Below are 17170 nucleotides of genomic sequence, written 5' to 3'. Positions count from 1 at the left end.
TCAAGGATTGTATGACTTTTCAAATTACTGTTCAGCCCAGCGGCCACCAATTCAGCTGCGAAGCGGACGAAACCGTCCTGTCGGCGGCGATACGCGCCGGCGTCGGCCTGCCGTACAGCTGCAAGAGCGGCGCCTGCAGTTCCTGCAAGGGCAAGATCGTGTCCGGCAGCGTACAGCATAAGCCATACCAGGCCCGCTCCCTGACGGAAGATGAAGCGGCGGCCGGCTACTCGCTGCTGTGCTGCGCCGTGCCCCAGGGCGACCTGGTGGTGCAGGCGCGCGAAGTGGCGGGCAGCAGCGACTACCCGATCAAGAAGATGCCGTCGCGCGTGACCACCATCGAAAAAGTCGCGCCCGACGTCGTCGTGCTGACCCTGCAATTGCCAGCCAGCGAGCGCCTGCACTACCGCGCCGGACAGTATATCGAAATCATGCTGCGCGACAACAAACGCCGCAGCTACAGCATGGCCAGCGCACCCGTCGAAGGCGGCCCCGTGAGCCTGCACGTCCGCCACATGCCGGGCGGCCTGTTCACCGACCAGGTGTTCGGCACGATGAAGGAGCGCGACATCCTGCGCTTCGAAGGCCCGATGGGCACCTTCTTCCTGCGCGAAGATTCCGACAAGCCCGTCGTGCTGCTGGCCTCGGGCACGGGCTTTGCCCCGCTGAAAGCCATCGTCGAGCACATGATCAACGAGCAATCCCCGCGCCCGATCACCCTGTACTGGGGCGGCCGCCGTCCGCACGACCTGTACATGGACGCCCTGTGCCGCCAGTGGGCCGCCGACTTGCCGCAGTTCACCTATGTGCCCGTCGTGTCGGACGCCTTGCCGGAAGACGCGTGGCAAGGCCGCACGGGCTTCGTGCACCAGGCCGTCATCGCCGACTTGCCCGACATGTCCGCGTATCAAGTGTATGCCTGCGGCGCGCCGATCGTCGTCGAATCGGCCAACCGCGATTTCGTGCAATTGTGTCAATTGCCGGCCGACGAGTTTTACGCGGACGCCTTCACCACGGAAGCCGACCTGGCCAAGTAAGCATCCAGACAGCGGGGTGCTGCTGGCGCGGCATCCGCTGCCGCTCCACCCCGCTGTTTCCTGGAAATTTCATGTCTCTCGCCTCTGCCGGCAACGGCTTCAGTATCCTGCGTCACCGCAACTTCGCCTGTTATCTTTCCGCCCGCGTGCTGGGCACGGTGGCCGTGCAGATGCAAAGCGTGGCCATCGGCTGGCAGGTGTACCAGATCACGGGCAGCCTGTTCGACCTGGGCTTGATCGGCCTGGCGCAATTCGCCCCCTTCCTCGTGCTCATCTTGCCGGCCGGCCACGTGGCCGACCGCTACAACCGCCGCAACATCATCGCCTGGTGTTTGACGGCGCAACTGGCCTGCGCGCTGGCCTTGCTGGCGTTTACGTTAAGCAATCTTTCCATCGTCTGGCCCGTGTTTGCCGTGCTGGTGCTGTTCGGCAGCGCGCGCGCCTTCATGATGCCGGCCACGCAAGCCGTGCTGGTCAACATGGTGCCGACGCAACACTTCAGCCGCGCCCTCGCGCTCAGCTCGTCAAGCTCGCACGTGGCCATCATCCTGGGGCCGACCCTGGGCGGCTTGCTGTATTACTTTGGCCCCAAGGTGGTGTATCTGGTCTCGTCCGCGCTGCTGGTGCTGTCCGTGCTGCTGATGCGCGCCACCACGCCCGCGCCGCAAGTGGTCAAGCGCGAACCCGTCAGCTGGCATACCCTGCTCGAAGGCTTGCGCTTCGTCTGGTCGAAGCCCATCGTGCTGGGCGCCATTTCGCTCGACCTGTTCGCCGTGCTGTTCGGCGGCGCCACGGCCCTGCTGCCGGCGCTCGCGCATGACGTGCTGCATATCGGCCCCAGCGGCCTGGGCTTGCTGCGCACGGCGCCGGGCGCCGGCGCCGCCCTGTGCTCGATCGCGCTGGCCATGTTTCCCATCACGCGCCGGGTGGGCGCCTGGATGTTCGGCGGCGTGGCCGTCTTCGGCCTGGGCACCCTGGTGCTGGGCAGCACCAGCTATTTCCCGCTGGCGCTGGCGGCGCTGTTCCTGATGGGCGCCGGCGACATGGTCAGCGTCTACATCCGCCACCTGCTGGTGCAGTTCGAGACGCCGGACGAGATCCGCGGCCGGGTCAGCGCCGTGAATGCCGTCTTCATCGGCGCCTCGAACGAGCTGGGCGAATTCGAATCGGGCCTGACGGCCGGCTGGTTCGGCCTCGTGCGCGCCGTGCTCTTCGGCGGCGCCGCCACCCTGGCCGTGACGGGTATCTGGGCCGTGCTGTTCCCCGTGCTGTCGCGCATGGACCGCTTCCCCCACCACGAGAAGGAAGCGGCCGCCAGGACGGCCACCGCGGCGAGCGCATAAGGATTAAGATGCGCTACTGCCACTGACTAACTTGCACCATGAAAATCACGTTTCCCTTGCACGGCTTCATCCGCAGCCGCCCCCACCTGAGCATGGCCACGGCCATCGGCGTGGCGGCCGGCCTGCTGCTGCCCGCATCCTGGCAACAGATGACGCGCCTGCTGACGGCGTGGAACGTGGCCGTCTGGTTCTACCTGGCGACGATGGCCTGGATGATGATGCGCGCCAACCACCACAAGGTCAAAGCCATGGCGGCGCGCCAGGATGAGCGGGCGGCAACCGTCCTGTCGGCCCTGTCCGTCGCATCCGTGATGAGTCTGGTGGCCATCGTCTCGCAACTGTCCTCGATGAAAGACATGGCGCCGGACGAGCGGGCGCTGCATTACGGCCTGACGATACTCACCCTGGTCGGTTCCTGGTTCCTCGTCGGCACCCTGTTCTGCTTTCACTATGCCCACCTGTACTACCAGGCCGATCCCGCGCTGCGCCCCCTGAAGTTTCCCGACGACGAGCAAAGCCCCGATTACTGGGATTTCCTGTATTTCGCCTTCACCATCGCCGTCGCCGTGCAAACGTCGGACGTTTCCGTGCAGACGCGCACGATGCGGCAAATCGTGCTGGGACAATCCGTGCTGAGCTTTTTCTTCAACCTGGTCGTGCTGGGGCTGTCGATCAATATCGCCGCCGGTCTCATTAATGGCTGAGGGTAAATAATTTCGTAGTGGAAACTTGACCTGGCTGAAGGGTTAAGCTCATCTTAATCGTGCGCACCCTCTTGAAATCCTGGAAAGAGGAGTAAGATAAGTTCCATGCACAGAGGTCATGTGCATGAGGCAGCAACCAGGCCGCAGCACGCCTGAGATGGGTTTTTTTTGAATTGACAGGAGTAAGCATATGCAAATCAATATTCATACCGACAGCACCATCGCCAACACCGCTGGACTGAACGAACATGTGCAATCCGTACTTGAAAGCGCACTGAACCGCTTCCGCGACAACCTGACCCGCATCGAAGTCCACATCAGCGACACGAATGGCCCGAAAGGCGGCGCCGACGATATCCGCTGTGTCATGGAAGCACGCGTTGCTGGCTATCAACCGATCGCCGTAACCGAACAGAACGCCACCGTGCATCAATCCGTTGCCGGCGCTACCGACAAACTGAAACGCGCCATCGATAGTGCACTGGGCCGCCTGCAAGACAGCAAGCGCCACGCCACCGGCAAGAATGCCGTGATCGATACGGCCGAAGCGGAAGAAACCGCCGAGTAACTCCCCACCCGCAGGATTTCCAGAGACTGAGGCAGCCGTTCAAGGCTGCCTTTGCACATCCGGCCCGCCTTTCGCGCGCGGCAACATCCATATTAAAACAGCAAGCATTCCTGCGTATTGACGCGGTAATGAAATAATTGTCGTATTTCTCACAGTAAGTGACCTCAAGCAAGCCTTTGCCGTTACAGCCAAGGCCGCTTTACGCTATCATGAAGCTACCGGCCCCCTGCTCGCGCGCCGGCTTTTTGAAAGTGTGATTGTGGAACAGATCGGCAACTTCGGCGCTTCAGGCTGCAACATCGGCGATTTACAGCTATTTCGCGATGGGGCGGATAGCCAGACGGCCGCCATGCTGGCGCCCTGCCCCGTGATGCGCCTGGAAGCGGGCGAAGCCATTGCCGACACGCAAGGCGCCAGCCTGTACATCGTCCTGCGCGGCTCGCTGGCCGTGGCCGCCGACACCCACACGGGCATGGATGACGGCACCGTCAGCAAGGTCTTGCCCGGCGAAAGCGTGGGCGAACAATCGGTGCTCGATGAAGCGAGCAACCTGGCCGCCATTTCCGCCCTGGAAGAAACCGATTTGCTGGTAATCGACGCGGCCATCGTCTGGGAATTGATCGAACAGTCGAACGGCCTGGCGCGCAACCTGCTGCGGCTGCTGTCCTTCCGCATCCGCGCCGCCAACGCCCTGCTGCGCCGCCGGCAGAAACTGGGCGAATTCTACCGCCAGCTATCGATGGTCGACAGCCTGACGGGCTTGTACAACCGCGCCTGGCTGACGGATTTACTGCCGAACATGATCGTCACGGCCCACGCCAGCGGCTCGCCGCTGTCGCTGGTGATGATAGACCTCGACCATTTCAAGCGTTTCAATGACACGCACGGCCACCAGGCGGGCGACCAGGCGCTGCGCATCGCCGCGCAAGTGCTGGGCGCGGCCCTGCGGCCCACGGATTTTGCCGTGCGTTACGGTGGCGAGGAAATGATGGTGATCTTGCCAGATACCAACGAACACGTGGCCCTGCGCGTCGCCGAGCGCTTGTGCGAGCGCATGCAGCTCGCCGTCATCTTCGCCGACATGCGCAGCGACTTGCCGCACATCACGGGTTCCTTCGGCGTGGCCAGCCTGGCGGCCGAACAGGACGACCATGCGCTGATCGCCGCGGCCGACGCGGCGCTGTATCGCGCGAAGGCCGGCGGCCGCAACCGGGTCATGCTGTAGCTCAGGCAGCCTTGCTGTCGGCCGGCTTGACGGCCTCGTCCTTCTTGCTGCTGTGCGCGGCGATGAAGTCGGCATAGCCTTTCTGCACCAGTTCATAGGTCTTGTCGATATTGCCGGCAATGTCGCCATTCAGCACTTTCAAGCCGCCCAGGATGTCGCGCGCTTCCTTGAAGCCTTTTTCCATGCCGCCGCTGATGGTGTCCATGAACTTGGTCAGGGCCGTATCGTCGTCCAGGCCGGGATTTTGTTTCTTGAAGGCATCAAAAAATCCCGTCGACAGCGATACAATGCGGTTCGCCGTCGCTTCGGCGCTGTTATCCTGCGAAGCCGCGTTCTGGATCGCGTCCTCGCCGTACTGGCCCTTCAGCGCTTCATTGATGTTGGTGATGGCCGTCTTGTACAGCAGCGCCAGCGGCTCGTTCTCGGAACCGATCGACACGTTCAGCGACGCCTGCATGATGGAAGCGTTCAATTGCAGCTTGGTGCGGTCATTCACGCTCATTTCAGCGTTGACGCCGTGCTGGACTTTATCGTCCTTGCCGGCAACGCCCGTACTGACGGAAGTCACGGAAGGGGTGGAATTGCCGCTTGCGGCGATGGGAATTGACACGATAGACCTCCTTGAACGGGCAATGTATGCCACCATGCGGGAAACGCGATGATGACCATCCTCTCGTGTAGTATCGGCAGGTTTTCAGAAAACTGTAGCAGCGGCCGCTTTTGGCGGCCCGGATAACCAATCAAGCAACGACCATCAATGACTAACCAGACCTTTCTTTGGCACGACTACGAAACCTTTGGCGCCCAGCCGCGCCGCGACCGCCCGGCCCAGTTCGCCGCCATCCGCACGGATGCCGACCTCAACGAGATCGGCGAACCCATCATGCTGTATTGTCAGCCTGCCAATGATTTCCTGCCTGACCCGCAATCGTGCCTGATCACGGGCATCACGCCGCAGCAGTGTCTGCAGTTGGGCGTGCCCGAACACCAGTTCGCCGCCACCATCGAAGCGGCCTTTTCGGAGCCGGGCACCATCGGCGTGGGCTACAACACCATCCGTTTCGACGATGAAGTCACGCGTTTCCTGTTCTGGCGCAACCTGATCGACCCGTATGCGCGCGAATGGAAAAACCATTGCGGCCGCTGGGACATCCTCGACGTGGTGCGCATGACGCACGCGCTGCGCCCGGAAGGCATCGAATGGCCGAAGCGCGACGATGGCCAGACCAGCTTTAGACTGGAACACTTGAGCAAGGCCAATGGCCTGGCCCACGAAGCGGCGCATGATGCGCTGTCCGACGTGCGCGCCACCATCGCCCTGGCCCGCCTGATCAAGCAGAAACAGCCGAAGCTGTTCGAATTCTGCCTGGCCCTGCACAAGAAGGACCGGGTCGCCAGCGAAATGGGCATGCACCTGGCCGCCGGCGAGCGCCAGCCTTTCCTGCACGTGTCCGGCATGTTCCCCGCCGAACGGGGTTGCCTGGGCGTCGTCTGGCCGCTGGCCACGCACCCGAGCAATAAAAATGAAATCCTCGTCTGGGATTGCGCCTACGACCCGCGCGAGCTGTTCCAGCTGGACGCCGACACCATCCGCACGCGCCTGTTCACGCGCAAGGACGCCATGCCGGAAGGCATGACGCGCCTGCCCGTGAAAAGCGTACATTTGAACAAGTCGCCCATGCTGGTCGGCAATTTAAAGACCTTGTCGCCGGCCATGGCCGCGCAATGGGGCATCGATCTGGACGCGGCGAAGGTCAACGCGCAATTCGCCGCCGCGGCGCCGAACATGGATGCCGTCTGGGCCGAAGTGTTCCAGCGCCCGGGCGCGAACGTCGCGCTGGACGTGGATGAGGATTTGTACAATGGTTTCGTCAGCAACGACGACCGCCGCCTGCTCGAATCCTTGCGCCGCGACACGCCGGCCAGGCTGGCCACGGCCCGCCCCTCGTTTGCCGACGAACGCCTGCAGGAATTGCTGTTCCGCTACCGCGCCCGCAATTTCCCGCAAACCCTGAGCGAAGCGGAAAGCCTGCGCTGGGAACAGCACCGCGCCGCCCGATTGTTCGACGGCGACGGCGGCGCCCGCACCATCGAAATGCTGTTTACGGAAATCGACGTGCTGTCGGAATCCGTCGATGAGCGGGGAGAAGAGATATTGGGCGAGCTGTACGACTATGCGGAGATCGTCGCCCCCCAGCGCGATTAAAATCCGGGGTCAGACCCCAGCATTTAAGGTGTTGGGTTTTTTATACAGAACGATGCGCATTGATCGCATCGCGCGTTTCAATCGCCACGCGGCGCGCCGCGTCGGCGAAGTCTTCGCCCGCCTGCGGCGTGGCGTAGATGATGGCGCGCGACGAACTGATCATCATGCCCATGCCGTTCGCCGTCTGGCCCGCGCCGACGGTGGCGGCAATATCTCCGCCCTGGGCGCCGATGCCCGGCACCAGCAGCGGCATGTCGCCGACGATGGCGCGCACCTGCGCCAGTTCTTCAGGGAAGGTGGCGCCGACGACGAGCGCGCACTGGCCATTCTTGTTCCATTTCTCGGCCACCAGGCGCGCCACGCGCTGGTACAGCGGTTCGCCGTCCGTATTCAGGAATTGCAGGTCCGAGCCGCCCGGGTTCGACGTGCGGCACAGGATGATCACGCCGCGGTCTTTCCACGCCAGGTAGGGGTCGAGCGAATCCTCGCCCATGTACGGGTTCACGGTGACGGCGTCGGCGCCGTAGCGCTCGAACGCTTCGCGCGCGTACTGCGTGGCCGTGGCGCCGATGTCGCCCCGTTTTGCGTCGAGGATCAGGGGGATGTGCGGATAATTCTCGCGCACGTAGCGGCAGATGTCTTCCAGCTGCTTTTCCGCGCCCAGCGCGGCAAAATACGCGATCTGCGGCTTGAAGGCGCAGGCCAGGTCGGCCGTGGCATCGATGATGCGCGTGCAAAAGGTGGTGATTCCATCAGGCAGGTCGCGCAGTTCGGCCGGCAATTTCGCCAGGTCGGGGTCCAGGCCCACGCACAGCAGGGAATTATTGGCCGTCCACGCGGCGGATAATTTATTGATGAAATTCACGGCACACCTTCTCTATATTCAGTTGCAAACCCCGTATTGTAACGCGGCGCAGGCTTGCCACGGCGTCTCAAGGCGGTCGGGGGCGGCGGCCGGCGCTTATTAAACCGACATTACGGGCCGTTTCAGGTATATTTGCCTCACCTCCCCCATTACGCACGGAACCCATCATGCAAATCACCAATCAATTCACCAAATGGCTGCGCCTGGCGCTGAGCGTCACCGTCCTGGCCGGCATCCTGACGGGCTGCGGCTACAACGACTTCCAAAGCAAGGACGAGGCCACCAAGGCCGCCTGGGGCGAAGTGGTCAACCAGTACCAGCGCCGCGCCGACCTGATCCCCAACCTGGTCAATACCGTCAAGGGCTATGCGACGCATGAAAAGGAGACACTGGAAGCGGTGACCAAGGCGCGCGCCGCCGCCACCAGTTTCCAGATCACGCCCGAAGTGCTGAACGACCCGGCCGCGTTCGAAAAATTCCAGCAAGTGCAGGGGCAGCTGTCGTCGGCCCTGTCGCGCCTGATGGTGGTGTCCGAGAAATACCCGGACCTGAAAGCCGACACCAGCTTCCGCGACTTGCAGTCGCAGCTGGAAGGCACGGAAAACCGCATCACCGTGGCGCGCCAGCGTTACATCGTTGCCGTGCAGGATTACAACGTGCATGCGCGCAGCTTCCCGAATAACCTGACGGCCATGGTCTTCGGCTACAAGGTCAAGCCATCGTTCACGGTGGAAAATGAAAAAGCCATCTCGACCGCACCGACCGTCAACTTTGGCAAATAAGATGAAAGCCTGGTCCTATCTCGCGGCGCTGGCGACGGCGCTGCTGCTGTGGACAATGCCGCCAGCCGGCGCGCAGGGCTTGCAGCCCGTGCCGCCGCTGGCCGCGCGCGTGACGGACAACGCCGGCATGCTGGACGCCAAGCAAAAGGCGGCGCTGGAAGGCGTGCTGGCCGATTACGAAGCCAAGACGGGCAGCCAGATCGCCGTGCTGCTGGTCAAGAGCACGGAACCGGAAGCCATCGAGCAATACAGCATCCGCGTGACGGATGCCTGGAAGCTGGGCCGCAAGGGTGTCGATGACGGCGTGCTGCTGATGGTGGCAAAGGACAACCCCTCGTCCCTGCGCCGCCTGCGCATCGAGGCGGGCCGCGGCGTGCAGGGCGTGCTGACGGATGCGCAATCGAAACGCATCCTGCAAGACGTGATCGCCCCCCATTTCAAGCAAAACGATTACTACGGCGGCCTGGTGGCCGGCGTGGGGTCGATTGCCACCCTGCTGAACCAGGAGCAATTCCCCGCCCCGGCGCAAAAACAGGCGCCGGCGACCGTGGAAGCGGGCGGCATGACCTTTTGGCTGCCGCTGCTGTTCTTCGGCTTCCTCGTCGTGCTGACCCTGTTCCGCTCGCGCGGCGGACCTACCCGGCTGCAGCGCGGCAGCAACTGGTCCAGCGGCGCCACCGGCGTCGTGCTGGGCAGCATCCTCAGCCAGGCGCTGAACAACCGCGGCGGCGGCGGCTTCGGCGGCGGCGGTGGTTTTGGCGGTGGCGGTGGCGGCGGTGGCTTCGGTGGCGGCGGCGGCGGATTTGACGGCGGCGGCGCCTCGGGAGATTGGTAATGACGAAACAACTGACATTCGGACAACGCTGCGGACGGGCCTTGAAACATTTGCGTGGCACGCCGGCGACGGCGCGCCACGCCTTTCCGGAACGCACCCTGAAAGCCATCGAGACGGCCATCGCCGGCGGTGAAGCGATGCACCAGGCGGAAGTGCGCCTGATCGTCGAAGCGGCCCTGACGCCGGGCATGGCGTACCAGGGCGTGAGCAACCGCGAGCGGGCGCGCGAACTGTTCGCCCAGTATGGCGTGTGGGATACGGAAGACAACGTCGGCGTGCTGATCTACATCAACTTGGCCGAGCACCAGGTCGATATCGTGGCCGACCGCAACGTGGGCCGCCGCGTCACGCCGGAACAGTGGCAAGCCGTGTGCCGCACCATGACCAAAGGGTTCAAGGACGGCAATTACCACGACAGCACGCTGGATGCCTTGCAGCAATTGAATACCCTGCTGCAAAGCCACTTTCCCGCCAACGGCACGCGCGGCAACCAGTTGCCGAACGAGCCCATCCTCCTCTGATTCCTGCCCAGGGATTAAAATCTGCCCATTGCCGCGCGGGCTGGTGTTCCTGGCAGCGCGGCCCCCATACCCCGCCGAGGAGCACACATGAAATTAGTCAATAAAACCGCCATCGTCACGGGCGCCACGCAAGGCATCGGCCTGGCTTGCGCCACCCGCCTGATCGCCGAAGGGGCGCAAGTGATGCTGGTCGACATCAAGGAAGAAGGCGCGCAGGCGGCGGCCGCCCTCGGCCCGCAGGCGCGCTTCTTTTGCGCCGACGTCAGCCAGAAGGCGGACGTGGACGCCATGCTGAAGGAAACCCTGGCGCAGTTCGGCCACATCGATATCCTCGTCAACAATGCGGGCGTCACGCACGCGGCCGACTTCCTCGACGTCTGCGAAGACGATTTCGACCGGGTCATGCGCATCAACCTGAAATCGATGTTCCTGTGCGGCCAGGCCGTGGCGCGCGAAATGGTCAAGCGCAACAGCGGTTGCATCATCAACATGTCCAGCGTGAATGCGGAACTGGCCATTCCGAACCAGGTGCCGTACGTGGTGTCGAAGGGCGCCATCAACCAGCTGACCAAGGTCATGGCCCTGAACCTGGCCCCGCACGGCGTGCGCGTGAACGGCATCGGGCCGGGCACCATCCTGACGGAACTGGCCAAGCAGGCGGTGCTGTCGAGCCCGGAAGCGCGCCACACGATTTTGTCGCGCACGCCGCTGGGCCGCTGCGGCGAACCGGAAGAAGTGGCCGGCATCGCCGCCTTCCTGGCCAGCGACGACGCCACCTACATGACGGGCCAGACCATCTATGTCGATGGCGGGCGCATGGCGCTCAATTACACGGTGGCCGTGAAGGAATGAGGGCAGGCGCGGCCAGTTATATCGAAAAAGAATAATAGTTATCCGAAAATATCATTAGACACATATCGTGCAACGCAGCATAATGCACCTGTCTCCACTATTCTCCTCCAAGAAAATAGTTTTAAGCCCGCTTTCACCAGCGGGCTTTTTTTTCGCTATCACTCTTGAAACATGGTTATTCTTGCCATGCTCCACAGTCTTTCCGATAATTTGCGCTGCCGCAAAAAAATGTTGCGGCGTGTCATCAGGCCGTCATGTTCGCCCCCTATACTTGCTTCATCTGCTGTACAGGCAACCGATATGCCTGACTACAGACAGGTGTGCCGCGATGGCACACCACTCCCCTTTCATGACCGTGGCGGGCGCCCGCAAGGCGCGCGACATGGTAAGTACCGAGCAACTCTCAACTCTTGACCCATTTCATTTGGGTTTTTGGCCCGCGCCCCCGCGGGCCTTTTTTTTGCCTGTCCAGCAAGCTCTTGCGCAAAAACACGGTGGCCCGCCCTGCCCATGATATTGTGACGTCCTATCCACCTGTCCTGACGCCTCATGCCTGCACCCTTGCCCGAACTGTGTTTTGCCGACCGCTACGAACGCCTGCGCTACCGCACCGCGCTGGTGCTATATGTGCTGGTGATCCTGATCGGCGACATTCCCGGCGTGCGCGCGGACGTGGGCCAGTATGCGTCGGGCGGCGTGCTGCATTCCGTCGGCTATGGCGTGCTGGCCCTGATCCTGTTCAGCGGCACGCGCGGCGGCATGGCGCGCCGGGCGCTGCTGTCGGTGCTGATGGTGGCGGCCATGGGTGCGCTGGACGAATTCATCCAGAGTTTCCTGCCCTACCGCCGTGGCGCCGTCAGCGACTGGGTGGTCGATGTCACGGCCGCGACGGCGGTCTGCCTGCCGCTGTATTTCCTGTGGCCGAAAATGGTTGCCGCTGCCCTCGGCAAGGATGGGCCGCTGCCCGAAGCCTGAACGGCGGATGGCGCGCGCCCCTCAGGCGCGGTCCGCTTCGCTATCCTGCAATGCCAGCCGCAACTGTCCCTGGCCCCGCTTGCCCAGTCGCCGCATCAGGGCGCGCGTCTCGCGCCGGCTGCCGGCCCCCATGGCGCGTGCCGTATCGCGCTGCATCTCCAGCAACTGTTCCGAGCGCGCCAGACGCACCAGGCCATGCAAGGCCTGGGCCAGCACATGGCGCGCACGGGCATCGTGCGCAGTGCCGCCGATGGCCAGCACCAATTCATCGATCAGTTTTGCTGTAGGGCCAGATGACATTTTTTCTCCCGATTGAACAGTGAGGAAACGTGCAGCCGCACGAAGTGGTAATTGCCAGCATCGTTTATACCAAGCACGGCAATTAGACGCTTGATCTAGCTCAATCGACAATGACGGCAGCCGAACATCCCTGCTCCGCCATGCTCTTACATGCAGCAATCGCCGCCATCCGCATCACCGCGGGTGCCGATCCTGAGTGTGCGACCATGAGGAGACCAAGATGAGATCAAAAACCACCCTGCTGCTGACCGGCCTGACATGCGCCTTGCTGGCAGCCTGCCATTCCACGGACAAAACCAGTCTGGCGCGCAGCAATAGCGGCGAAACCTATGCCGCACCGGCCGGCACGACGCCGCAAAGCAGCACGGCCAGCAGCACCAGCAGCACGGCCGCCGATACGAGCAACGCCCAGAGCGGCATGAGCAGCGACATGCGCAATGACGCGAACCAGTCCACCATGAACATCAGCTCGGCCACGGTGCAGTCGATAGAAACCGTGCCGCGCAGCATGGACCAAGGCAGCGGCGACATGCAGGCGGGCACGTCGGGCACGGCCGGCAGCACCTCGGGGGCAGCGGGCAACATGCTGTACCGCGTCACCTTGCGCCTGGACGACGGCACCACGCGCACCTTTGTGCAAAACACCCAGCCCGCCTTCCAGATCGGCGACCGGGTCAGCGTGCAAAAAGGCGTGATGCAGCGCTATTGATCGGTATATTGATCGGTATCAACGCTGCTGGCCGGCGCTGGCCGATTTCCTCCACGCCTGGCCGCATTTGGCACGTATTTGGCACGCACTTGATACGCATTTGGCACGCATTTGCCACGCAGTTATCATGTTCAAGCCAAGGCCAGGGTCAGCGGCCGGCTGCGCCCCTGCACCAGGGCCGAGGGCCAGGCCGGGTCATGCGTCAGGTTGTGCAATTGGCTGCCGTCGAGCAAAAACGTGTCTTCCACCGTGCTGCCGGGCAGGCTGGGGTGGAAGGCCAGCGCCATGCCCCGCTTGAGGATGATTTCCGTGTGCGCGCCTGCCGCCACTTCGGGCGCCAGGTAGCCGTGAATGCCGCCCTGCCGGCTGGTGCGCACCGTGTCGGGCTGGCCTGCATACGCGTAGGCGCTGTCGAGCGCGTGATACACCATGCTCAGCGCATGGCCCGTTTCGCAAGCGTCGAGCGCCACCGCTTCCAGCGCCAGCATGGCCGCATCGGCATCGTCCATGACCACCGCCGCGCCATCGGCGCGATGCTGCGCCGGGCCGAAGCGCCGTTGACGGCTGAGGCTAGCGCACAGGCCGAAACGCCGCGCGCACAGGGCCAGCACGGCTTGCGGACCCAGCTCCACCTGGGCTGGCGGTGCGCGCCGGTAACGCTGTTGACGCTCCGCCCCGCTGACCAGCACGTGCACGGCCTGCAAGCCCCGCAGCCACAGCGCGCGCACGCAGGCGGCAGCCAGTTCCAGCTCGCTCCAGTCGGGGCGGGCCTGGCGCAACGCATCCGCGGCCGCGCGGGCAGCCAGCTGCCCCACCTGCCGGTAGCGCAGCTGTTCCGATTCCAGCAGCACCAGCCGCTCTTCGCGCAGGGCCACGGGCAGGCTGCGTTCGTGCAAGCCCGGCCGGTCGGACAGGACCGGTGCGCCACCGGCCGCATGCTGCACGAAATGCTCGCGCAATTCATACAGCTGCGGCTGCATCCAGGGCGACACTTGCCACGTCCATGGCCCGCGCACTTCTTCCTCGCGCATGCGCATGGCTTCGGCCTCGTCCGTCAGGATATAGGCGGCGTCGCGCGTCACCAGCACTTCCGCGCAGCCGCACTCGGCGGTATGGTAGTGGCTGTTCGACGCGCCCGCCGTGGCCCAGGCAAACCAGTCCACGCCGCGCAGGCGCACGGCGCCGGCACGCTGGTCTTCCAGCCAGCCCCGCATCTGCGCCAGCTTGTGCGCCACTTCCAGTTCCAGCGGCCAGTTCATGACCGCCCCTCGTGCGGGCTCCGGCGCGGCGCCACGCCGCCTGCCCTGCCTGGCGCCAGCCGGGCCTCGTGTTGTGCATGCATAGCTGCTCCCTTCCTACATGGAAACTTAAGACCGACGCCCCTATCAAAAGTTCAGTGCCCGGATGCGTCTCAGGCTTGCAGTCTATGACTTCCCTCTGTTTTTGCAAGCGGCTATTTCGCCAGCTCGATCAGGACAGCCGTGTACATCTGCAGATTCAGCAGCAGCTGTTTTTCCGTGATGAACTCGTGTTCGGAATGCCCCGTGTACACGGTGTGCGGCATGGCCGGGCCGAAACTGACGGCGTTCGGGAACAGGCGCGAATTGGTGCCGCCGCCGATGGCGACCGGTTGCGGATGCGCGATGCCCGTGTAGTGCTCGAACACGGACAGCAGGGTGGGAATTTGCGGCGCATCCGTCTGCAGCCACGCTTCGCCGATCTGCACCCGCAGCGCAGCGGGCACCTGGCGCCGCGCCTTCCAGCCATCGAAGGCGGCCGTCACCTGCTGCTGCAGCACGGCCGCCGTCTTGCCTTGCGGACGGCGCAGGTTGATGTTCAGTTCCAGCGCGCCGCCATCTTGCTTGAGTACGGTAGGCGCTACCGTCATCGGCCCCATGAAACCGTCGCGATAGGCGATCTGGCCGAAGCGCTCGCCGTAGATGCCGGTGCCCACCAGTTCATTCAGGAACGACAGCATATCGGCCGCCTGCGTGCCCTGCCACGGCTGCACGGCCAGCGCGTCGGCCAGCATGCTGATGGCGTTGACGCCGTCTTCCGGCTTCGACGAGTGGGCCGACACGCCCAGCGCCGTCACCGTCAAGGTCGCGCCAGCGCGCGCGTAGCTGTAGCGCACGCCGTGCTGCCCCTGCGCGCGGGCGCGAATGGCCGCTTCCAGCGCGGCCGGCGCGCGTTCGATGACGGCGGTGGCGTCTTCCGGAATCTGGCTGCCGAAAAAGCCGCCCGCCAGGTGCGTCAGCACGGCGCCGCCCTTGGCCGGCAAGGCCGTGCGCGGCGGCAGGGTCAGCTTGATCGAGCCGTAACCCTTCTCGGCCGTCACCACCGGGTATTCCGCATCGATGGTGATGTTGACCTGCGGCGGCGTATGGGTTTTCAGGAACTGTTTCAACGGTTCCCAGTCCGATTCCTCGGCCATGTACACGTACAGCTCGATGCGTTTGCTCAACGGCACCTGCTTGTCCTGGATGGCTTTCATCGCGTACAGGGCCGTGGCGATGGGCCCCTTGTCGTCTTCCGTGCCCCGTCCCAGCAGTTTTCCAGGTTCGCTGGTGCGGTCCAGCTCGAATGGCGAGCGGGCCCATTTCGCGGGGTTCACAGGCTGCACGTCGCCATGCGTGATCACGCCCACCCGTTCGCTGCCCTTGCCCATGCCGATGATCACCACCTGGCCGTGATCGTGGAAATCGAAACCGAGGCGCTGCGCCTCGCTCGCCAGGTAGCGCTTGAAGCCCGTGTGCTGTGGATTGTCGGCAAAGGGCACGGCCGGGTCGGCCACCGTGTTGAAACTGACCATCTTCGCCAGGCTGGCGATCAGCGGCTCCGGATAGGTGGCCAGCGCGTAGCGGGCCGTGTCCTGCGCCTGCTGGCTGACGGGCGCGGCGTGAACAGAAAAAGCGGGCTGCAGCAGCAGGCCGATCAGGGACAGCAAAACGGGTTTCTTGAACATGGCGGGGCGCGTGAAGTGGGGAGGCCCACTCTAGCATTGCCATGGACGATTTCCAATCGATACGAGTTTTTTACCGATCAGTACGCAAATTCCCGATTCGCATTATCATGTGCACAGCCTGTCATCCCTGCCGCTTTCAAGGCCGACCCTACTGGGGTCAGGGGATAGACAAATCGTCCATTGTGATTTTCCACCACGTCCCGATATCGCTACCATGATTCCATTTTCCATACTCGACCTGGCCCCCATCGCCGAAGGCAGCGACGCCAGCCAGTCGTTCAAGAACACGCTCGACCTGGCGCAGCACGGCGAACGCTGGGGCTACAACCGCTACTGGCTGGCCGAACACCACGGCATGCCCGGCATCGCCAGCGCCGCCACGGCGGTGGTCATCGCCCATGTCGCGGCCGGCACGACAAGCATCCGCGTGGGCGCGGGCGGCGTGATGCTGCCGAACCACTCGCCGCTGGTCATCGCGGAACAGTTCGGCACCCTGGAAGCGCTACATCCGGGCCGCATCGACCTGGGCCTGGGCCGCGCGCCCGGCTCCGACCAGACGACGGCGCGCGCGCTGCGCCGCGACCTGCAGTCCGATGCGGAACAGTTCCCGCAAGACGTGCTGGAATTGATCGACTACATGTCCGACGAGCCGCGCCAGCGCGTGCTGGCCGTGCCCGGCAAGGGCGCGAAAGTGCCCGTGTGGATACTCGGTTCGAGCCTGTTCGGCGCGCAACTGGCCGCCCACCTGGGCTTGCCATATGCATTCGCCTCGCACTTCGCGCCGCAGATGATGCTGCAAGCCGTGGCGTACTACCGCGAACACTTCAAGCCGTCAAAACAATTGGCGAAACCGTATGTGATGCTGGGCTTTAACGTGTTCGCCGCCGACACGGATGCCGAGGCGCACTTGCGCGCCACGTCGATGCAGCAAGCGTTCGTCAACCTGCGCACGGGCCGCCCGTCGCGTCTGCAGCCGCCCGTGCCCGGTTATCTGGAGCAGCTGGGTCCGCAGGAACGCGCCATGCTCGATTCCGTCCTGTCGTGCACAGCCATCGGCGCGCCGGACACGGTGAAGGCGAAGATGGCCGCCTTCATCGCCGAAACGGGCGCCGACGAATTGATGATCACTTCGCAGATCTTCGACCACCAGCACCGGCTGCGCTCGTATGAAATCACGGCGCAGGTGCATGCGGAGCTGGCCCGGCAACAGTAACTAAACCGTTTTCCTCCCTCGGTATATCCCCCTATACCCTTTTCCCGGCCGTCGGCAACGATCGCCGGGA

18 protein-coding genes are annotated in these 17170 nt (G+C 63.7%); 13 read left to right on the top strand and 5 right to left on the bottom strand.

Translation table 11 applies throughout. From position 1 onward, the window contains the following. Positions 1-11: 11 nt before the first annotated feature. The 5 genes from BZG29_RS07025 to BZG29_RS07005 all read left to right on the top strand — a co-directional run bounded on the left by BZG29_RS07025 (position 12) and on the right by BZG29_RS07005 (position 4877). Positions 12-1037, top strand: coding sequence for a CDP-6-deoxy-delta-3,4-glucoseen reductase (locus BZG29_RS07025; RefSeq protein WP_077400503.1), 1026 nt, complete (start codon positions 12-14; stop codon positions 1035-1037). Between the two features lie 71 nt (positions 1038-1108). Beyond that, entirely contained in the window at positions 1109-2380 is a 1272-nt protein-coding gene (locus BZG29_RS07020) for an MFS transporter (protein WP_077400500.1), read from the top strand. A 38-nt stretch (positions 2381-2418) separates the two neighbouring features. Next, positions 2419-3084 carry a DUF1345 domain-containing protein gene (locus tag BZG29_RS07015; RefSeq protein ID WP_077400497.1) on the top strand — a complete coding sequence of 222 codons (666 nt, stop codon included), beginning with the start codon at positions 2419-2421 and terminating at the stop codon, positions 3082-3084. A 190-nt stretch (positions 3085-3274) separates the two neighbouring features. Continuing rightward, positions 3275-3652 carry an HPF/RaiA family ribosome-associated protein gene (locus BZG29_RS07010; protein WP_034781728.1) on the top strand — a complete coding sequence of 126 codons (378 nt, stop codon included), beginning with the start codon at positions 3275-3277 and terminating at the stop codon, positions 3650-3652. A gap of 259 nt (positions 3653-3911) precedes the next feature. Continuing rightward, positions 3912-4877, top strand: a complete 966-nt coding sequence (locus BZG29_RS07005; RefSeq protein ID WP_077408998.1) for a GGDEF domain-containing protein — start codon at positions 3912-3914, stop codon at positions 4875-4877. Between the two features lies 1 nt (position 4878). Here BZG29_RS07005 and BZG29_RS07000 read toward each other — a convergent pair whose 3' ends face one another. Then, positions 4879-5487, bottom strand: coding sequence for a DUF5610 domain-containing protein (locus BZG29_RS07000; RefSeq protein ID WP_253192809.1), 609 nt, complete (start codon positions 5485-5487; stop codon positions 4879-4881). Positions 5488-5634: 147 nt separating this feature from the next. Here BZG29_RS07000 and sbcB point away from each other — a divergent pair, with 147 nt between their 5' ends. Continuing rightward, entirely contained in the window at positions 5635-7083 is a 1449-nt protein-coding gene (sbcB, locus tag BZG29_RS06995) for an exodeoxyribonuclease I (protein WP_077400490.1), read from the top strand. A gap of 40 nt (positions 7084-7123) precedes the next feature. Here the strand turns inward: sbcB and pyrF are convergent, their stop codons facing one another. Then, the gene (gene pyrF / locus BZG29_RS06990; protein WP_077400487.1) at positions 7124-7948 is read right to left on the bottom strand and encodes an orotidine-5'-phosphate decarboxylase; all 825 of its coding nucleotides are present in this window, start codon (positions 7946-7948) and stop codon (positions 7124-7126) included. A 167-nt stretch (positions 7949-8115) separates the two neighbouring features. Between pyrF and BZG29_RS06985 the strand changes: the two genes are divergently transcribed. The 5 genes from BZG29_RS06985 (at position 8116) to BZG29_RS06965 (ending at position 11913) form a co-directional block, all read left to right on the top strand. After that, positions 8116-8730 (top strand): LemA family protein, encoded by a 615-nt coding sequence (locus tag BZG29_RS06985; protein WP_077400485.1) that lies wholly within the window; start codon positions 8116-8118, stop codon positions 8728-8730. Between the two features lies 1 nt (position 8731). Next, entirely contained in the window at positions 8732-9565 is an 834-nt protein-coding gene (locus BZG29_RS06980) for a TPM domain-containing protein (protein WP_077400482.1), read from the top strand. Then, complete coding sequence (locus tag BZG29_RS06975; protein ID WP_077400478.1) at positions 9565-10086, top strand: TPM domain-containing protein; 522 nt, start codon at positions 9565-9567, stop codon at positions 10084-10086. Before BZG29_RS06980 ends, BZG29_RS06975 begins: the two co-directional genes overlap by 1 nt. Before the next feature lie 87 nt (positions 10087-10173). Then, positions 10174-10938, top strand: coding sequence for an SDR family NAD(P)-dependent oxidoreductase (locus BZG29_RS06970; RefSeq protein WP_077400475.1), 765 nt, complete (start codon positions 10174-10176; stop codon positions 10936-10938). A gap of 549 nt (positions 10939-11487) precedes the next feature. Continuing rightward, a complete protein-coding gene (locus BZG29_RS06965; RefSeq protein WP_253192808.1) occupies positions 11488-11913 on the top strand; it encodes a VanZ family protein in 426 nt (141 codons plus the stop codon). A 21-nt stretch (positions 11914-11934) separates the two neighbouring features. Here BZG29_RS06965 and BZG29_RS06960 read toward each other — a convergent pair whose 3' ends face one another. Next, positions 11935-12213: a hypothetical protein gene (locus tag BZG29_RS06960; protein WP_150130822.1), complete on the bottom strand. Its 279-nt coding sequence runs from the start codon at positions 12211-12213 to the stop codon at positions 11935-11937. Positions 12214-12433: 220 nt separating this feature from the next. Between BZG29_RS06960 and BZG29_RS06955 the strand changes: the two genes are divergently transcribed. Continuing rightward, entirely contained in the window at positions 12434-12922 is a 489-nt protein-coding gene (locus BZG29_RS06955; protein ID WP_077400469.1) for a hypothetical protein, read from the top strand. 131 nt (positions 12923-13053) lie between these two features. Here BZG29_RS06955 and BZG29_RS06950 read toward each other — a convergent pair whose 3' ends face one another. After that, positions 13054-14181 (bottom strand): M24 family metallopeptidase, encoded by a 1128-nt coding sequence (locus BZG29_RS06950; RefSeq protein ID WP_077400466.1) that lies wholly within the window; start codon positions 14179-14181, stop codon positions 13054-13056. Between the two features lie 194 nt (positions 14182-14375). After that, positions 14376-15887, bottom strand: coding sequence for a dipeptidase (locus BZG29_RS06945; RefSeq protein ID WP_077400463.1), 1512 nt, complete (start codon positions 15885-15887; stop codon positions 14376-14378). Positions 15888-16101: 214 nt separating this feature from the next. On the opposite strand from BZG29_RS06945, the gene BZG29_RS06940 reads away from it, so the two are divergent. Continuing rightward, a complete protein-coding gene (locus tag BZG29_RS06940; RefSeq protein WP_077400460.1) occupies positions 16102-17100 on the top strand; it encodes an LLM class flavin-dependent oxidoreductase in 999 nt (332 codons plus the stop codon). The last annotated feature ends 70 nt before the right edge of the window (positions 17101-17170 follow it).

Origin of the sequence: Janthinobacterium sp. LM6 (assembly GCF_002002885.1) — a bacterium.
In the GTDB taxonomy this organism is placed as follows: domain Bacteria; phylum Pseudomonadota; class Gammaproteobacteria; order Burkholderiales; family Burkholderiaceae_D; genus Janthinobacterium; species Janthinobacterium kumbetense.
Note: the sequence above shows the minus strand (reverse complement) of the source record. Positions and strands in the feature narration are given on the sequence as shown.